A 17,659-nucleotide genomic window follows, 5' to 3' on the forward strand; every position below is an offset into this window, starting at 1 on the left:
ATGCCTGTGCAGGAGGACTTATGACTCGTTTCGTTTGGTCGGAAGAGTTTGAGCTGGGTATCGATATTATCGATCATCAACACCAGCGGATCGTGGAGTACATCAATCAGATTTACGACATTTCAGCCGCGGACCTGGATGCAGCAACGGGGGAAAATACCGCTGAAATTAAACAGGTGCTGGCCAGCCTGGTGGACTACACCGTGTCACACTTCGCGTTTGAAGAAGCGCTGATGGAAGAAGCCGACTATCCGGAACTGTCGGAACACCAATTGGTGCATCGCCAGTTTACCGGTCTGATTGAGAACCTGAAGGCGCGCTGTGAACAGGGTGAAGAGGTGAGCCAGAAGCTTGCCGCGGTGTTGCAGCAATGGTTGATACAACACATCATGACCGAAGACAAAGGTTACGCTGAGCTGGTGAAACAACAGTTGTTGGGTATTGAACCGGAACAGCACCGCCACTGGGTGGCGGAAGCCGTGTCCCGCTATTTTCAATAGCGCTTGTAATCTTCGCAGTGATAATTCAGGTCTGGTGTGAGGGGATAGTTTGTTCCGCTTCCGCCAGATACTGATCTTTCAGTTTTACGTAGTTGGTTGCCGAATAGGTAAAATAATTCATTTCTTTCTCGCTCAGAGGACGAGCCTGTTTGCAGGGTGAGCCGACATACAGGTAACCACTTTCCAGACGTTTTCCCGGTGGCACCAGTGTGCCGGCACCGATAACTACATCGTCTTCCACCACGGCACCGTCCAGCACGATCGAACCAATACCCACCAACACCCGGTTACCGATGGTACAGCCGTGGAGGGTAGCGCTGTGCCCGACGGTGACGTCATCACCAATGGTCAGTGGCCAGCCCTCGGGATTGAATGGTCCTTTGTGGGTGATGTGCAGGACGGTGTTGTCCTGAATACTGGTGCGCTCACCAATCTGAATGCGGTGCATATCGCCACGGGCTGCCACAAACGGCCAGATTGAACTGTCGGCTCCAATGTGGATGTCGCCAATAATGCGGGCTGTGGGATCAACATAGACCCGCTCACCCAGTTGTGGCGACATATTCTGAAAAGACATGACCGAGCCCGGGGTAAAGGCGTTGGGGGTCGCAGTGTTGTCCGTCATGATCTGGCTCCGGAGTGTCTGGTTATTAAGCGGGGTTCTGAGTAACAGGTTATAAGTCAGTCCCACTTTAGCATAGGTGGCCTCTTTATTTCCCGGACCACTGCCCCCAAATAGACACCCAAGAGGTGTATCATAGGCCCATACGATCATGTTTCCGGCCGCTCCCGGATCAGTGCCCCCACACGAGGTAAACGACTTTATGACCAATCCATTGCTTAGCAATCCCGTATTACCGCCTTTTTCCGAGATTCGTGCAGAGCACGTTGAGCCGGCAATTGAGGATTTGATCCAGCAGTGTCGCGACAGTCTCGATCAGGTGGTGCAGCAGGCACAGTCGCAGGGGGTGTCATGGGATAATCTCATCACTCCGCTGGAGGAGCAGGATGATCAGCTCAGCAAAGCCTGGTCGCCGGTGGGGCACCTGAATGCGGTACTCAACAGCGACGCCTTGCGCGAGGCCTACACCAACAGCATTGCCAAACTGACTGCCTACGGTACTGAAGTGGGGCAGAATAAAGCCCTGTGTGATGCCTATCAGGCTCTGGCTGACAGCGAGGAGTTTTCCACACTGTCCCGCGAACAGCGTACCTCGGTCGAGCACGCACTGCGCGACTTTCGTCTCGCCGGGGTGGATCTGCCAGAGGCTGAAAAGAAAACCTACAGTGATCTCAAACAGCGCTTGTCCGAGCTGAGTACCCAGTTTGCCAACAACGTGCTGGATGCGACCCAGGGTTGGTACAAACAACTCGACAGTGCGGAAGAGTTGGCCGGTCTGCCGGACAATGCTCTGGCACTGGCCAAACAGGCGGCGGAAGAAAAAGGCGAGTCCGGTTATGTGATCACACTGGATATCCCGTCTTACCTGGCGGTGATGATGTACGCCGACAATCGCGCCTTGCGGGAAGAGGTCTACACCGCCTACGGCACCCGCGCATCCGATCAGGGACCAACCGCCGGGCAGTGGGACAACGCGCCGTTGATTGATGAAATATTGTCGTTGCGTCACCAGTTGTCGAAATTGCTCGGCTTTGATAATTACGCCGAGCGTTCACTGGCTACCAAAATGGCGGAAACCTGTGATCAGGTCGAGTCGTTTTTGCTGGAGCTGGCTGAGAAAAGCAAGCCGGCTGCCGAAGCCGATTACCAAGAACTGAAAACCTTCGCCAAAGACCGTGACGGTCTGACCGATTTTCAGGCCTGGGATCAGGCCTATTACAGTGAAAAACTGAAAGAGCAGAAGTACGCAATCTCCCAGGAAGAACTGCGTCCGTATTTCCCCGCCGAAAAAGTTGTGGCAGGCATGTTCGAAGTGGTCAGTCGCCTGTTTAACATCCGTATTCGACAGCAGCAAGCGGATGTCTGGCACAAGGATGCGCGCTTCTACGAGGTGGAGCAAAACGGTGAAGTGATTGCCCAGTTTTATCTGGACTTATACGCCCGCGCCAACAAGCGCGGCGGTGCCTGGATGGACGTGTGCCGCACTCGCCGTCAGGCGCCCCAGGGATTGCAATTGCCCGTGGCGTATCTCACCTGTAACTTTACGCCGGCCGTTGGCGACAAGCCGGCGCTGCTGACTCACGATGAAGTGGTCACCCTGTTTCATGAGTTTGGTCACGGCCTGCATCACATGCTGACGAAAATCAGTACCGCTGCCGTCAGTGGTATCAGTGGTGTTGCCTGGGATGCAGTGGAGTTGCCCAGCCAGTTCCTGGAAAACTGGTGTTGGGAAAAATCGGTCATTCCGATGATTTCCGGTCACTACGAAAGTGGTGAGCCCCTGCCCGATGAATTGCTCAACAATTTGCTGGCCGCGAGAAACTTCCAGTCGGCGATGCAAATGCTGAGACAAATCGAATTCTCACTGTTTGATTTCCGCCTGCATCGAAATTACAACCCTGACAATCCGCGCCCGGTGCAGGACGTTCTGAATGATGTTCGCGACGAGATTGCCGTTACTCAACCACCGGCCTTCAATCGTTTTCAAAACAGCTTCAGTCATATTTTTGCCGGTGGCTATGCGGCCGGTTACTACAGTTATAAATGGGCTGAAGTTTTATCCAGTGATGCGTTTTCCCGTTTTGAAGAAGAGGGGATTTTTAATGCGCAAACCGGGCAAAGTTTCCTGCAGGAAATTCTCGAAATGGGTGGTTCCAGAGAGGCGATGGAACTGTTTAAAAATTTTCGTGGCCGCGAGCCCAACACCGAAGCACTGCTGCGTCACAGCGGTATTGTGTAACCTGTGATGACTGTGAGTTAACGCTATGACTTTTAAATCCAAGAAACGTTTTATTGCCGGGGCGGTATGCCCCAAGTGTTCAGAAATGGACAAGATTGTCGTCTACAACAAGGACGGCCAGGACTATCGGGAATGTGTCAGCTGTGGATTCTCCGATGAAATGCACTTCACGCCCAAAGCTCGCGAACTGGAAACCCGGGTCAATAAAACGGAAGAAGAAAAGAAAGCTGAGGTGCAGGTGATTCAGTTTCCACCGGTTAAGGATCAGTAGAAATCAGTGCAGAAACCCCTTGGGTACAGTATCAAAACCAGTCAGATCTGCTGAGTCTGTAGGCTCGGCTGGTGCAGGTTGCGGTTGTTCGATGGTATCAGGAGCGGAGGCGATAGCCGCCTCCGGTTCAGTAAAACTCAAGGTAATATCCAGATCATTAGCCAGGCACGGCCATTCATCCAACTCTTTTTGCCAGCCGGCTTGACGATGTTCTGCAAGATATTGCTGAAACTCCGGGTGCTCAAACACCTTTTCTTTAGTCATGCACAGTTCAACGGAATATTGAACAGCCAGATCCAGTTCGTTGGCGAAGGGCTCGCCAATCAGGTGATGAATAATCAGATTGGAACGGGTCATGTCCATGGGAGCCAATGGCGCTCCACAATAGCTGATAAAGCGATCGTTCACCTCTTCCATCAACCGGTGGGCCAAATAAGCCTCATCCATCAAGGCATCCATCCCCTGATGACCGTCAATCAATTCCGGCGGATGCAGAAAGTAGTCTTTGGCAATGCGCAAAAATGTTTCTGCGTAGTCAAACACTCTGGCTTGATTGGTAACGTTGGATATGGCTTCTACAAAGTCGGGAACGTGCTCGATATAGCGAGTGACAAAATCCACCAGAGCCTCAGCCGCATTGTCATTGGGCAGGCGAATAGCACTGTGCAGCTTGGGAATTTCCTTCTCAAGCAGAGAGCAGAGGTGGCCGGTTTCTTTTTCATGTGCTTTGGCCAGTTGTATGGTTTTCCGGATCGTAAGCACGTCTTTTATTTCCATAAGACTTAGTTGGTTAGACTTTATAAGGGTAGTTGAAAATAAACTTTTGCCAGATCAAATATACAGCGAAATCAGATTGTTACCGCAGTAATCAAGATAATCGATATCTACATAAAAACAAGCGTGTTGAAAGAACAAAAGGCTATATGGTTTTACTTATTGGGCGTCGGTGTGAAAAGTGACGGCAAATACAGACCCAGACTTAAGCCTCGAGCCAAACTGAACGTGGAAAATGCAATCCATAAACCGTGATTGTGAAGAGGTTGAAATAACCACCAAACCGGGAAAAAAACCAAAACGCAGCACAATAGCATGGAGTTTTGCATGGTTTTGGTGCGTCCTGTACCGATAAACACACCGTCAAGCCAGAAGCCGGAAAAACAAATCAACGGCAAAAAAATCACCCACAAATAATAGGCGTTCAGCGCATCAGTGACAGAACTAATGCTGGTAAATAAGGGAATCAATAGCGATTGTCCGACAGTGAAAAAAATTGCCATGGCTGCGGCAATCAATAAACTCCAGAACCCGGTGGTGATGATCAGGGCTTTGATGCGTCCGGAATTCTTTTCGCCCACCGCATTGCCAACCAGTGCCTCGGACGCATGGGCAATACCATCCAGACTGTAGGACGTAAGCATCAGTAGCTGGAAAATAATGGCGTTAGTCGCCAGTACAGTATCACCCATTTGTGCGCCCTGAGCGGTGAAAAATGCGAAGGTTAACAACAGGCACAACGTGCGAATGAATAAATGACGGTTGATCGACAACAAGGCACGGTAGTCGTCGAAACGCACTGACCAGTGACGAGCGATGGATGCAATCAGTTCAGGTTTTTCTCTGACAACGAAGTACACACCCAACATAAAGCCCAGGCTGTCAGCGCAGACCGTCGCCAGGGCAGCCCCATCACTGTTCATGTTAAGACCCCAGATAAAAATCAGGTCCAGCAGGATGTTGGTGAGATTGGTGGCCACCATGATGATCAGAGGCACCCGCGTGTTCTGGCGGCCGATAAACCAGCCCAGGATCACCAGAGTCATGAGCACCAGAGGTGCGCTGAGAATACGGATATGGCAGTAGCTGCTCGACAGCGGGGCTGCTGCTGCGGACGGTTGCATCCATTGCAAGGATGCCGACAGCAGCGGCTCGCGAAACAGGATCAGCAGGATGCCGAGCAACAGGGCCAGCAAACAGCTGCGAATCAGCAGCGCTTCGACACTGGCTTCATCTTTTCGGCCACTGGCCTGCGCCACCAGACTGGTGGTGCCCATGCGCAAAAAGCCCATCGCCCAGAATATGATCGACAGCAAACTGGCGCCCAGAGCAACGGCGCTTAAGTAGACTGGCGAGGGCAGGTGGCCGAGTACCGCTGTGTCGACCAAACCTAACAGCGGTACCGAGATATTGCTCAGAATCATGGGCCAGGCGAGTGCCAGAACCGATTTGTGAGGCAAATCTCGTAGTTGTATGAGTCGTTGCATGAAAAAGTTCTTTCTGGATCGGGCGCGTTATTGTACTGAAAATTGCCCTAAGCGATTGAAATCAACAGAAATAAATCGAATTGTACAAAAATTGGACAGAGCAAAACGAAATAAAAGCATTGACTCTGCTTTGCTCCTATGGATAACCTAAAAGCGTTGTAGTTGCGACAATTTGCCGCAGTTTGTTGGATGTACCTCCTGGACGTCGACAGTGTTGCTGGTATCCCCCGCTCGAATGAAGCAGGTCGCGCTAGATGTATCAGTGTGAAAGGTTTTCCTGTGCCTTGATACAACAGACAATTTGTAATGCCCAGGTGGCAGTGGACTGGAAGTAACCACGTACACCAGCTCTCGTAGTAGAAGATAAAAACAATAGCTACACGGAGATGAAAGGCGATGTTAATAAGAGAGAGACGGCTTCTCGCCCGTCTGCTTGTCCTCATGACCGGTCTGGGCATGTCCGTCCTGGCTCTGGCCGATGAAGCCGTGACTCAGGCGAACGAAGTGCAGCGCTGGGGGGTCAATATGACCCAGGGTGTGACGCCAATCAGTCGCGATGTCTATGGTCTGCACATGGATATTTTCTGGTGGTGCGTCGGCATTGGTGTGGTCGTGTTTGGTGTGATGTTTTACACCATGATCGTGCATCGCAAGTCCAATGGCGCCAAGGCTTCCAACTTTCACGAGAGTACCACGCTGGAGATTCTCTGGACGGTGGTGCCCTTTTGTATTCTCATCGTCATGGCAATACCTGCCACCAGTTCCCTGTTGAAAATCTACGACACTGACGAAGCGGATATGGATGTACTCATCACCGGTTATCAGTGGAAGTGGAAATACGAGTACATGGGGGAAGATCTCAGTTTCTTCAGTAACCTCAGTACCTCGCGCAACGAAATTGACAACCTCGCCCCTAAAAATCCGAACTACCTGCTGGAAGTGGATGAACCGCTGGTGATACCGGTGAAAAAGAAAGTCCGTTTCCTGATCACCGCCAATGACGTTATACACGCCTGGTGGGTGCCGGCACTGGCAGTAAAAAAAGACGCCATTCCCGGTTACATCAATGAGTCCTGGACTTACATCGACGAGCCGGGCATTTACCGTGGCCAGTGTGCGGAATTATGCGGTAAGGATCACGGCTTTATGCCCATCGTGGTAAAAGCCCTGCCCGAGGAAGAGTACAACCTCTGGCTGTCTGACAAGCGTGAAGCGGCGGCAGCCATGAAAGCACTGACGGAAAAAACGTTTACTTTTGATGAGCTCTACGCTCAGGGTGAAACGGTTTACAACTCTTCCTGTGCGGCTTGTCACCAGGCCAATGGCCAGGGGATTCCAGGCTCCTTCCCGGCGATCAAAGACAGCAAGATTGCCACGGGATCCATGCAGGATCACCTCGATATGGTGGTCAACGGCAGTAGCAAAAACCCCGCGATGCAGGCGTTCGGTCCACAGCTATCAGAAGTGGATATCGCCAGTGTCATTACCTATCAACGCAATGCATTTGGCAACAACATGGGCGATACGATTCAGCCCATCGATGTTCTCAAATTCAAACAAGGTCAATAGGGGGGATAAACCATGGCTCACGGTCCTGCAAAAGGTATTACCCGCTGGTTGTTTACCACCAATCATAAAGATATTGGCACCATGTACCTGTGGTTCAGCTTTGCCATGTTTTTACTGGGCGGTGTTTTCGCGCTGGTGATTCGCGCTGAACTTTTTGAACCTGGCTTGCAATTGGTTGAGCCAGCCTTTTTTAATCAGATGACCACCATGCACGGTCTGGTGATGGTCTTCGGTGCGGTGATGCCGGCTTTTGTCGGTTTGGCCAACTGGATGATACCCATGATGATTGGCGCACCGGATATGGCTCTGCCGCGAATGAATAACTGGAGCTTCTGGATTCTGCCGTTTGCCTTTGCCATGTTGGCCTCAACCCTGTTGATGGAAGGGGGCGCGCCCAACTTTGGCTGGACATTCTACGCACCGCTTTCAACCACCTACGCACCGCCGAGTGTGACTTTCTTTATTTTCGCCATTCATATTATGGGGGCCAGTTCGATCATGGGGGCGATTAATATCATCGCCACCATTTTGAACATGCGCGCGCCGGGCATGACGTTGATGAAAATGCCATTGTTTGTCTGGACCTGGTTGATCACCGCCTATCTGCTGATCGCGGTCATGCCGGTACTGGCCGGTGTGGTCACCATGATGCTGATGGATATTCATTTCAACACCAGTTTCTTTGATGCTGCCGGTGGCGGTGATCCGGTGTTGTTCCAGCATGTCTTTTGGTTCTTTGGACATCCGGAAGTGTACATCATGATTCTGCCGGCCTTTGGTGTGGTCAGTCAGATCATTCCCACCTTTGCCCGCAAGCCCCTGTTTGGATACGCCTCCATGGTGTATGCCACCAGCTCCATTGCTTTCCTCAGCTTTATCGTCTGGGCGCACCACATGTTTACTGTGGGTATGCCGGTAGCGGGTGAACTGTTCTTTATGTACGCCACCATGCTGATTGCAGTACCGACCGGGGTGAAGGTGTTTAACTGGATCACCACCATGTTCCGGGGATCGATGACGTTTGAAACACCCATGCTGTTTTCCGTGGCGTTTGTGATTTTGTTTACCATTGGTGGTTTTTCCGGATTGATGCTGGCGATCGCGCCTGCGGACTTTCAGTATCACGACACCTACTTTGTGGTTGCTCACTTTCACTATGTATTGGTGCCTGGAGCAATCTTCTCCATCACCGCAGCGGTGTATTACTGGCTGCCCAAGTGGTGCGGCAACATGTACAACGAAACCATGGGTAAAACCCACTTCTGGATGGCGTTTCTTGGCTTGAACCTGACATTCTTCCCGATGCACTTTGTGGGACTGGCGGGTATGCCACGCCGTATTCCGGATTACGCATTGCAGTTTGCCGATTTCAATATGATAGCCAGTATGGGGGCTTTCCTGTTTGGCGCTGCCCAGATTCTCTTCCTGTTTAATGTGATTGCCACGATACGTGGTGGCAAGAAAGCCACCGACGAAGTGTGGGAAAACCCGGAAGGACTGGAGTGGACGGTTCCTTCACCGGCGCCTTACCACACCTTTTCGGTACCGCCTGAAGTTAAATAATTCAACAACGAGTTAAGTAACTAGCCCAAGAGGGTGTGTTATGAGTAGATCGATAAAACAATCCAATGCCATTACAACACTCAAATTACTGGGTGTTGTGGTGGGGATGTTTGTATTTGCGATTTACATAATGCCGCCCCTGTACAACCTGTTTTGTGAAGTGACCGGTCTCAACGGTAAAACCGGTGGCCAGTATCAGGCTACGGAAATCAAGGTTGATACCAGCCGAACGATTACCGTTCAGTTTGTGGCCACCAATAACGAGAACATGTCCTGGGGATTCAAGCCAATGATCAGCAGCATCGAGGTGCACCCCGGCGAAGAAAAAGAAATCCGGTATTTGGCGAATAACCCGACTGATCGTCAGATGGTCGCGCAGGCCATTCCGAGTCTGGTGCCGTTTAACGTGGTGGAGTACTTCCACAAAACTGAATGTTTCTGCTTTAACCAGCAGATGCTTGAAGCTGGAGCGAGTGCGGAATTGCCTCTGCGCTTTATTGTGGATCAGGACATTCCCAGGCAAGTTAAAACCATTACGTTGTCCTATACCATTTTTGATGTCACAGACAGAACGACACTGGCAGCAGCCAGTAATTAGAATGAAAAGAATGAATATTGAACAGAAATAACATGGACAGAATCATCCGCTCCATAACCCAATAAAAGAAAGCATAAAGTAAGGCGGGGTAGCGATATGTCGAGTGAAGGAAGTTATTACGTACCAGAGCAAAGCAAGTTACCAATTGTGGCATCCCTCGGGTTGTTCCTGACGGTATTTGGTGCAGCGAACTGGTTGAATGGAGATTCCAAAGGGCCGACCATTTTGTTCTGTGGTGGGTTACTGTTTGCGTTTGTTCTCTGGCAGTGGTTCTCTGCGGTAATTACAGAAAACATCAATGGCATGAACAGCCCTCAACTTAAACGCTCTTATGTTTGGGGAATGGGCTGGTTTATCTTCAGTGAGGTGATGTTTTTTGCCGCCTTCTTTGGCGCCTTGTTTTATGTTCGTACGTTTGCCATTCCCTGGCTCGGTGGAGAAGGTGACAAGGGAATTACCAATGAAATTCTCTGGAACGGTTTTCAGTCCGAGTGGCCGGTGATGACAACCCCGGACATGGCGGTTAACGGCGATGCCGCTAAAGTGTCTGGTCCTGGCCAGAGCATGAGTTTTGCCAACGTGGATTCACTCTGGAGCTGGTTGCCATTCTGGAACACGGTGGTGCTCATGACATCCTCAGTGACGGTTCACTTTGCCCATACCGCGTTGAAGAATGATAACCGCAAAGGCTTCAATCTGTGGCTGGGATTGACGGTGGCACTTGGGATTTTCTTTTTGATTCTGCAAGCCGAAGAATACTATGAAGCCTATGCCCATATGGGCCTCACACTGGATTCCGGTATCTACGGCACCACCTTCTTTATGTTGACAGGTTTTCACGGTGCGCATGTCACCCTGGGAACATTCATGTTGCTGGTGATGTTCCTGCGATCGCTGTTGAAAGGGCATTTCAAACACGATGATTGTTTTGGTTTTGAATCGGCCAGTTGGTACTGGCATTTTGTGGATGTGGTGTGGGTTGGGTTGTTTATCTTTGTCTATATTTTGGGGTAGGCGTAATACTTAACTGTCTGGCTCCGGCTGTTGGGATGCGGCGGGGCCGTGATCCCAGGGCGCAGAGCTATTGAGTTGACCGGTGTACAAGCCGTAAAAAATACAGGCCAGCAGTAGTGCCGCCAGACTGATTCGAATACCCAGCGTGTAGAGCGTGCGTTTGGAACGGGATCCCATATCTTTAAGTAAAAAGACCAGCGCACTGCTCAAACTGATTAAGACAGCGATAAACAAAATAACAATGATGACTTTTAACCACATGTTGGTTATCCCTTTGAATTGCTTTTATTGTGGGTTTCTGCGGTAACAGGCTCAGATGTACAGGTGTTCGATGTCAGCCAGTTCAGGATCGTCAGAAAAATTCAGTGTAACACCAAGATGGAACTGGAAGTTAATTTCAGTGGGTTTGGTGCTACTGGCGATATTGATCCGTTTGGGTTTTTGGCAGCTTGATCGTGCGGAAGAAAAGCGTCAGCTGTTGTCTTTCATCGAGCATCAACAGTCTTTGCCGGCGATTTCCTTTGCTGCGGTAGATTCAACTGAAAATGGCGAACAGCTTGCCTACCGGCAGATGCAAATGCGTGGTGAGTTTGATTCTTCCCATTACTGGTTGGTCGATAACAAGGTATTTCGCGGCAAGGTGGGGTACGAGGTGGTTGCTCCATTTTTCACAAGCGATGGCGAGGCGGTGTTGGTTAACCGGGGCTGGGTAGCGGCACCACCTCACCGCGAAGTCTATCCCGACGTGAGTTTTCCAGAATCGGAAGTTGAAATTCGTGGTCGATTCATTCCTGTCAGCAACAACAAAATGGTCCGCAACCTGGGTTCTTCGGCGATGGCAGGGCAGTGGCCAATCCGCATTCAACAACTCGCCATCTCCGATGCACAGCAGGCATTACAATCTGAAAGCCTGATCAACCACAGTCTTCCACCGGAAATTTTGCAGTTGTCTCCAAACGACCCCAGCGCACTGGAGATGGTGTGGCGCGATGTTAATGTCAGTGCCAGTAAGCATCAGGGATATGCGGTGCAATGGTTTTCCATGGCGGTGGTCTTGGTTATTGCCCTGATCGTTGCAAATGTGCGTGTACATAAAAAATCTCTGTCTCAGCAGATGATCGATGGTGAGCAGCCTTCGGGAGCTGATGAACCACAGTCCAACAATAATAAGAAACTTGGTATTGCTCAAAAGGGGAGTGCTTGATGACTACTGATGTGAGTGGCGATATGCAACAGCATTCAGCCAATAGTGAAAGCGAGAACGTCCGCGGCCGGTGGACCAGCTGGTTTATTTTCGCTGCTTTTCTGCTACCCATGGTGGCCGCCTACCTGATGTTTACCACCGGTGTTGGTCTGCCCACCAAGACCATCAATAAAGGCACATTGCTGGAGCCGGCGACCTCGATACGGTCACTTAATATTACCAGTGCCGAAGGTGCACCCATCGATTTTTCCGCTGAAAAGAAATGGCGCTGGTTGATTGTTGGCAGCAACGATTGTCAGCAGGCGTGTCTGGATAATCTCTACATTACCCGCCAGGTTCATATCCGTCTGGGTGAGAAAGCAGTTCGTCTTGAACGTTTTTATCTGAATACCGATGCTGAGTTTTCAGCAGCGTTTGCCAGTCAATTGGAGCAGGAGCACCCTCGTCTGGTGCAGGCTCATGTGGATGCCGAGAGCTGGAAGAAAACTTTCAACAATACCAATGTGGCGGCTATCGAGCTGGATGGGGCCGAGCTTTATGTTATCGATCAGGAAGGCTTTGCCATGATGACTTATGGAGTAAGCAATTCTGGCGAAGACATGCTCGATGACATTAAACGTCTTCTGAAATATTCCTATGAAGAGTGAGGTGGCTATGCATCAATTCAGTGGTCATTCTCGCCTGGTGCTCTTCGCCTGCATGCTTGCCTTTGTCGTAGTGGCTCTCGGGGCGTTTACCCGTTTGTCCGATGCGGGTCTGGGGTGCCCTGACTGGCCCGGTTGTTACGGGCATCTCACCTGGCCCACCTCAACAGACGAAATTGCCTCGGCAGAGGCGGTGTTTCCGGATGCGCCGGTTGATGTGGATAAAACCTGGCCTGAAATGGTTCATCGTTATTTCGCCGGTACTCTGGGGTTGGTGATTTTGGCGCTGGCGGTTTTGTCCTTGTGGCAGAAGCGGACTCAAGCCAGGCATGCTGAATCCGGCAAAGCTCCTGTTAAATTATCGTTTGCGCTGTTGCTACTGGTGATCGTGCAGGCACTGTTCGGTATGTGGACAGTGACGCTCAAACTGTGGCCGCAGGTGGTTACAGCACATCTACTGGGCGGCTTTATGACACTGTCATTGTTGTGGTTGCTGTTCCTGCGACTGCGCCGAAGAGAAACACAGATTGACTCTGTGTGGCTAAGACCGCAGTTATTGAAACGTCTGCGTCTGATGTCGCTGGCGGTGTTTGTGCTGGTGGTGTTGCAGATTACCCTGGGTGGTTGGACCAGTTCCAATTACGCGGCATTGGCCTGCATTGATTTTCCTACCTGTCACGGCGAGTGGTTACCGGATACTGATTTTGCTCAGGGATTTAATCTGTCCAGTGAACATGGCCCCAACTACCTGGGCGGGCTGCTGGACAATGAAGCACGCACAGCCATACACCTGAGTCATCGTCTCGGAGCCATCGTGGTGACTGTGGCCGTATTGTTGATGTCTCTGTTGTTTTGGCGAACCGGAATCCGCGGGTTAAAAGTGTTGGCAGTGGTGGCGGTATCCGTTCTGGTTTTACAGGTCAGTCTGGGAGTCACCAACATTCTTGCGGCATTACCGTTATCTGTGGCGGTGGCACACAATGGTGTAGGGGCGCTGTTGATGCTGGTGATGGTGACCGTGAATTATTATCTGTGGGGCATCTGTCTCTCAGCGTCGAATGCATCGGTTCCAGCGGATCGTCTAGCGCTTAAGGATGGTTCCCGCGCCGTACTGTCAAGGGAGGCGGAAATATGACAATGGATACTACAAACCACAATGGGAGAACGCTATGAGCAGCACCGCAACTGAAGTCCTCAAGGTCGCTACGTCACGATCTTCCACCTGGCGAGACTACCTGGAACTGTGTAAACCCAGAGTCGTCGCGTTGATGATTCTGACGTCCGTCATTGGCATGCTGCTGGCTGTGCCGGGTATGGTGCCGTGGGACGTGATGATTCTCGGCAATCTCGGTATTGCCCTGTGTGCCGGATCAGCTGCAACGGTGAATCATTTGGTCGATCGCCAGATTGATCAAAAAATGCGACGTACCCTGAATCGCCCTATCGCCACCGGCCGTCTGGGGCTGGTTCCGGCATCCCTGTTCGCTTTGCTGACCGGGATTCTGGGAATGACCATCTTGCTCGTGTTTATCAACCCGTTGACCGCATGGTTGACGTTGGCTTCGCTGTTGGGCTATGCGGTGGTCTACACCCTGTTTTTGAAGCGTGCGACACCGCAGAATATTGTGATCGGAGGAATCGCCGGAGCAGCGCCACCGCTGCTGGGCTGGACAGCCGTTACCGGAGAAATGGGTGGCCATGGTCTGTTACTGGTGTTGATCATTTTTGCCTGGACGCCACCGCATTTCTGGGCACTGGCTGTCTATCGCAAAGAGGAGTACGCCAAGGCCGACATTCCCATGCTGCCTGTCACTCACGGCGAGCGGTATACCAAGATCCACATCGTACTTTATACCCTTATTTTGTTCGCCGTGAGTCTCTTGCCTTATGCTACTGGTATGTTGAACTGGTTATACCTGATCGGTGCAGTGACCCTGGGTGGCGGTTTTCTCTATTGGGCTGTGCGTCTGCTTTACAGTGATGATCGACGTTTGGGAATGGAAACCTTCAAGTATTCCATCATCTATTTAATGGCACTGTTTATCATTATGTTGCTGGATCATTATCTGTTGCCGCCGAATCCACTGATGAACATGCAGGGACTTTAACAACCATTTCATAACGGCGGATTAAAAGTTTATGTCACAAGGCATTTCACACACAGCAACACAAACAGACACCGATCGGGCCAACGGTGATGCCGTTTTAGCCGAACAGGGTTACCGGAAAAAGCAGCGCCGCGGTGTTTGGTTTACGGTTGCTGGCATTGTGGTTTTTATCACGATGGTGCTGGGCTTGTTTCTGAACAAGATTACAACCCCTCGGGTTCTCTCTGCCGTGGAGTTAAGGGCCAATGGCACTTACGTATTTGAGCAGCCCAGAATCTTCAAGGATTTCAGTCTGACGGATCAGCAGGGCAAGCCGTTCAGTCTGGCTCAACTGGAAGGAAAATGGTCGCTGATGTTTTTTGGTTTCACCCATTGTCCGGATGTGTGCCCGGCCACCTTGTCGGTGATGAAAACCGTCAAGGACCAGCTGGATCCGGATATTGCCGCCAAGACCCAATTTGTACTGGTCAGCGTGGATCCTGCCCGGGACAGTGTTGCAAAGCTGTCTGAGTACATGCCGTATTTTGATCCTGAATTCATCGGCCTCACCGGTGACTTTCTGCAAATCAAACGGCTGGCAAACCAGCTCAACATCGCGTTTGTCAAAGTCACTCAGGGGGATGATTACACGGTGGACCACAGTGGTAACATTGCTCTGGTCAATCCCTACGGTCACTATCACGGCTTCATCAAGCCTCCGTTGGATGCCACACGGATCAAGTTAACCGTGCAGTCCATTGTTACCGACTTTGACGGCTAATCCCGTATTCAGATCGCGGGCTTCTTAACCAGGCTCAGGGCAAAGCCAAGGCTGGCACAGAGTACGGCAGAAGGCCCCGCTGGCGTATCCCAATAAAACGACACCAGCAAACCTCCAGCGATGGCCAGCATGCCAATCAGGCTGGCACCCACGGCCATCTGCTCCGGCGTTTTTACCAGCCGTCGGCTGGCGGCGGCGGGTATGATCAACAGTGCGGTGATCAGCAGTACGCCCACGACTTTCATGGCCACGGCAATCACCAGTGCCATCATCAGCATCAAAGTAGTCCGTACCCAGGCGACGCGAATTCCTTCAACCTGTGCCAGCTCCTCGTGAACGGTAATGGCAATCAGCGGTCGCCAGAGCCAGATCATCAGTGGCAGGACAATGGCTGCGGTGATGGCAATACTGATCAGATCGCTGGCAGTCGTCGCCAGTAAATCACCGAACAGAAAACCGTATAAATCGATCCAGCCATCGGCAAACACACTGACCACCACCAGACCCAGAGCCAGCATTGAGTGTGACAGTATGCCGAGCAAGGTGTCGGTGGCAATGGTGCGATTGTTCTGCAAAACCACCAGCAGCAAAGCCAGCAGCAGACAGAAGAGAGTCACGGCCAGATTAACGTTGACCGACAGAATCAGACCGAACGCAACACCGGTCAGTGCCGAGTGTGCCAGGGTATCGCCAAAATAGGCCATGCGCCGCCAGACCGCAAAAGAACCCAGAGGCCCGGTCATCAGCGCCACACCGCAGCCCGCCAGCAGGGCATACCAGATAAAGTCAGGCATGGTCGTGATCTCCGCAGTGATGGTGTGCTGAGTGAGGGGCATGGGCATCAGCGTGTTCGACATCGCCGTGCATATTGTGGTCGTGATCGTGATGGTGGGTGTAAACGGCTATGCCCGCATGAGCCGTTTGTCCAAACAGTTCCAGATAGGCGGGGTCTTCCGTCACGCTGGAAGGGTGGCCGTGACAACAGACGTGCTGATTCAGGCAGATGACCGTATCGGTCGCCGCCATCACCAGGTGCAGATCGTGGGACACCATCAGTACACCGCAGCCACGCTGATCGCGGATATCGGCAATCAACTGGTAGAGTTTGGATTGTCCGGCGACATCCACGCCCTGCACCGGTTCGTCCAGCACCAGCAGAGACGGGTTGCGCAGTAACGCGCGGGCTAACAGCACCCGTTGGGTCTCGCCGCCGGACAAGGTATGCATCGGACTTTTTAGCAAATGTTCAATTCCGGTCAGCGCCAGGCTTTCGACAATCGCTTCCCGCTCGTGGCGACGTTTGCCGCCGCGCCGCAAGTGATAGCCGAGAGCCAACTGCAGAAAACGTTCTACGGTCAGGGGCAGGCTGGGCTCGATGTGGAGTTTTTGCGGCATATAGCCGATGTTTAAACCCGGTGTGCGTATCAGGGTGCCGCCGGATGCCGCCTGCAATCCCAGTACGACCCTAACCAGCGAGGTTTTCCCTGCACCATTGGGTCCGATCAGGGTGACGATTTCTCCCGCATGCAGGTTGATCGAGACCTTATCCAGAATCTGGCGCTCACCGAAGTGCAGACTCAGATTCTTGCCCTGAATCAGTGGCTGGGCATTATTCATGATCGGTGGCCTCGCAGTGTTCGCAACTGCCGACCAGTTCAATGGATTGGGATCGGATGCTGAATCCAAAGTCTGCCGCGGATTCATTGATTCGGTCTTGCAGGGCCGTTGCCGAGAACTCAATGGCCACACCACAATGCTCACAAATCAGGAAGTTATTGGCGTGATCGCCATTGGGGTGTGTGCAGCCCACATAGGCATTGAGGGTGTTGATGCGATGGATCAGTCCCTGTTCCAGCAAAAATTCCAGTGCTCGATAGACGGTGGGTGGGGCTACTCGACGGGTGGATTCGGCAGCCAGCATATCCATAAGTGGATAGGCGCCCAGAGGTTTATGGCTCTGCCAGATCAGTCGCAATACCTGTTCCCGTAGCTTGGTCAGGCGGGCACCATTGCGGGCACAAATATCTTGTGCGCTAGTCATGGCTGATGTAATGCAGTGTGTGTGGTCGTGTTGCTGCGAAGCGATGGACGTGGGCAAAGGGGGGGTGTCGCTACCTGCCGGGGAGGTATGAGAAGACATTTTGGTGGAGGTCATAGAGGGCTGATGTTTTGAAAGTTTATGTTATTATATAACATATTTATTTCTGAGTAGATCTTCTTTTGAAACCTCTTGATTATAATTCTCCGGCTGAAACGTCGCGGGTTCTCTTTCGGCTGCCTTTGCTGTTAAGTCTGTTTTTGTGCCT

The 17,659-nt window shown here is 51.6% G+C and carries 19 protein-coding genes; 12 read left to right on the forward strand and 7 right to left on the reverse strand.

Annotated elements, in window-relative coordinates; translation table 11 throughout:
- Positions 1 to 20 precede the first annotated feature (20 nt).
- Positions 21 to 500, forward strand: coding sequence for a bacteriohemerythrin (locus tag KOI40_RS02720; protein WP_216095895.1), 480 nt, complete (start codon positions 21 to 23; stop codon positions 498 to 500).
- 25 nt (positions 501 to 525) lie between these two features.
- Here KOI40_RS02720 and KOI40_RS02725 read toward each other — a convergent pair whose 3' ends face one another.
- Positions 526 to 1,125, reverse strand: coding sequence for a gamma carbonic anhydrase family protein (locus KOI40_RS02725; protein WP_216095896.1), 600 nt, complete (start codon positions 1,123 to 1,125; stop codon positions 526 to 528).
- 199 nt (positions 1,126 to 1,324) lie between these two features.
- Here KOI40_RS02725 and prlC point away from each other — a divergent pair, with 199 nt between their 5' ends.
- Entirely contained in the window at positions 1,325 to 3,361 is a 2,037-nt protein-coding gene (prlC, locus tag KOI40_RS02730; RefSeq protein ID WP_216095897.1) for an oligopeptidase A, read from the forward strand.
- 25 nt (positions 3,362 to 3,386) lie between these two features.
- Entirely contained in the window at positions 3,387 to 3,632 is a 246-nt protein-coding gene (locus KOI40_RS02735) for a YheV family putative zinc ribbon protein (RefSeq protein WP_216095898.1), read from the forward strand.
- 3 nt (positions 3,633 to 3,635) lie between these two features.
- Here the strand turns inward: KOI40_RS02735 and KOI40_RS02740 are convergent, their stop codons facing one another.
- Together KOI40_RS02740 and KOI40_RS02745 are read right to left on the reverse strand one after the other, a co-directional pair.
- Positions 3,636 to 4,394: a hypothetical protein gene (locus tag KOI40_RS02740; RefSeq protein ID WP_216095899.1), complete on the reverse strand. Its 759-nt coding sequence runs from the start codon at positions 4,392 to 4,394 to the stop codon at positions 3,636 to 3,638.
- A gap of 167 nt (positions 4,395 to 4,561) precedes the next feature.
- Entirely contained in the window at positions 4,562 to 5,893 is a 1,332-nt protein-coding gene (locus KOI40_RS02745; RefSeq protein ID WP_216095900.1) for an MATE family efflux transporter, read from the reverse strand.
- Between the two features lie 456 nt (positions 5,894 to 6,349).
- On the opposite strand from KOI40_RS02745, the gene coxB reads away from it, so the two are divergent.
- From coxB to KOI40_RS02765, 4 genes are all read left to right on the forward strand, one after another.
- Positions 6,350 to 7,462 carry a cytochrome c oxidase subunit II gene (coxB, locus tag KOI40_RS02750; protein WP_304504164.1) on the forward strand — a complete coding sequence of 371 codons (1,113 nt, stop codon included), beginning with the start codon at positions 6,350 to 6,352 and terminating at the stop codon, positions 7,460 to 7,462.
- 12 nt (positions 7,463 to 7,474) lie between these two features.
- Complete coding sequence (ctaD, locus tag KOI40_RS02755; RefSeq protein ID WP_216095902.1) at positions 7,475 to 9,025, forward strand: cytochrome c oxidase subunit I; 1,551 nt, start codon at positions 7,475 to 7,477, stop codon at positions 9,023 to 9,025.
- Positions 9,026 to 9,065: 40 nt separating this feature from the next.
- Positions 9,066 to 9,623 (forward strand): cytochrome c oxidase assembly protein, encoded by a 558-nt coding sequence (locus KOI40_RS02760; protein WP_216095903.1) that lies wholly within the window; start codon positions 9,066 to 9,068, stop codon positions 9,621 to 9,623.
- A 96-nt stretch (positions 9,624 to 9,719) separates the two neighbouring features.
- Complete coding sequence (locus tag KOI40_RS02765; protein WP_216095904.1) at positions 9,720 to 10,637, forward strand: cytochrome c oxidase subunit 3; 918 nt, start codon at positions 9,720 to 9,722, stop codon at positions 10,635 to 10,637.
- A 9-nt stretch (positions 10,638 to 10,646) separates the two neighbouring features.
- Here KOI40_RS02765 and KOI40_RS02770 read toward each other — a convergent pair whose 3' ends face one another.
- Complete coding sequence (locus KOI40_RS02770) at positions 10,647 to 10,898, reverse strand: DUF2909 domain-containing protein (RefSeq protein WP_216095905.1); 252 nt, start codon at positions 10,896 to 10,898, stop codon at positions 10,647 to 10,649.
- Between the two features lie 70 nt (positions 10,899 to 10,968).
- Here KOI40_RS02770 and KOI40_RS02775 point away from each other — a divergent pair, with 70 nt between their 5' ends.
- From KOI40_RS02775 to KOI40_RS02795, 5 genes are read left to right on the forward strand one after another with little or no spacing between them, the layout of a single operon-like run.
- The gene (locus KOI40_RS02775) at positions 10,969 to 11,841 is read left to right on the forward strand and encodes an SURF1 family protein (RefSeq protein ID WP_216095906.1); all 873 of its coding nucleotides are present in this window, start codon (positions 10,969 to 10,971) and stop codon (positions 11,839 to 11,841) included.
- Positions 11,841 to 12,488 (forward strand): redox-active disulfide-containing membrane protein, encoded by a 648-nt coding sequence (locus tag KOI40_RS02780; protein WP_216095907.1) that lies wholly within the window; start codon positions 11,841 to 11,843, stop codon positions 12,486 to 12,488. Before KOI40_RS02775 ends, KOI40_RS02780 begins: the two co-directional genes overlap by 1 nt.
- A 7-nt stretch (positions 12,489 to 12,495) precedes the next feature.
- On the forward strand, positions 12,496 to 13,620 hold the full coding sequence (locus KOI40_RS02785; protein WP_216095908.1) for a COX15/CtaA family protein: 1,125 nt from the start codon (positions 12,496 to 12,498) through the stop codon (positions 13,618 to 13,620).
- Positions 13,621 to 13,654: 34 nt separating this feature from the next.
- Positions 13,655 to 14,593, forward strand: coding sequence for a heme o synthase (cyoE, locus tag KOI40_RS02790; protein ID WP_216095909.1), 939 nt, complete (start codon positions 13,655 to 13,657; stop codon positions 14,591 to 14,593).
- Between the two features lie 31 nt (positions 14,594 to 14,624).
- Entirely contained in the window at positions 14,625 to 15,353 is a 729-nt protein-coding gene (locus tag KOI40_RS02795) for an SCO family protein (protein WP_216095910.1), read from the forward strand.
- Between the two features lie 8 nt (positions 15,354 to 15,361).
- Here the strand turns inward: KOI40_RS02795 and znuB are convergent, their stop codons facing one another.
- From znuB to KOI40_RS02810, 3 genes are read right to left on the reverse strand one after another with little or no spacing between them, the layout of a single operon-like run.
- A complete protein-coding gene (gene znuB / locus KOI40_RS02800) occupies positions 15,362 to 16,147 on the reverse strand; it encodes a zinc ABC transporter permease subunit ZnuB (RefSeq protein ID WP_216095911.1) in 786 nt (261 codons plus the stop codon).
- On the reverse strand, positions 16,140 to 16,970 hold the full coding sequence (znuC, locus tag KOI40_RS02805) for a zinc ABC transporter ATP-binding protein ZnuC (RefSeq protein ID WP_216095912.1): 831 nt from the start codon (positions 16,968 to 16,970) through the stop codon (positions 16,140 to 16,142). The genes znuB and znuC overlap by 8 nt, the downstream gene beginning before the upstream one ends.
- The gene (locus tag KOI40_RS02810; RefSeq protein WP_233709879.1) at positions 16,963 to 17,508 is read right to left on the reverse strand and encodes a Fur family transcriptional regulator; all 546 of its coding nucleotides are present in this window, start codon (positions 17,506 to 17,508) and stop codon (positions 16,963 to 16,965) included. Before KOI40_RS02810 ends, znuC begins: the two co-directional genes overlap by 8 nt.
- Positions 17,509 to 17,659: the final 151 nt, after the last annotated feature.

This window comes from Pseudomaricurvus albidus (genome assembly GCF_018863235.1).
Classification (GTDB): domain Bacteria; phylum Pseudomonadota; class Gammaproteobacteria; order Pseudomonadales; family Cellvibrionaceae; genus Pseudomaricurvus; species Pseudomaricurvus albidus.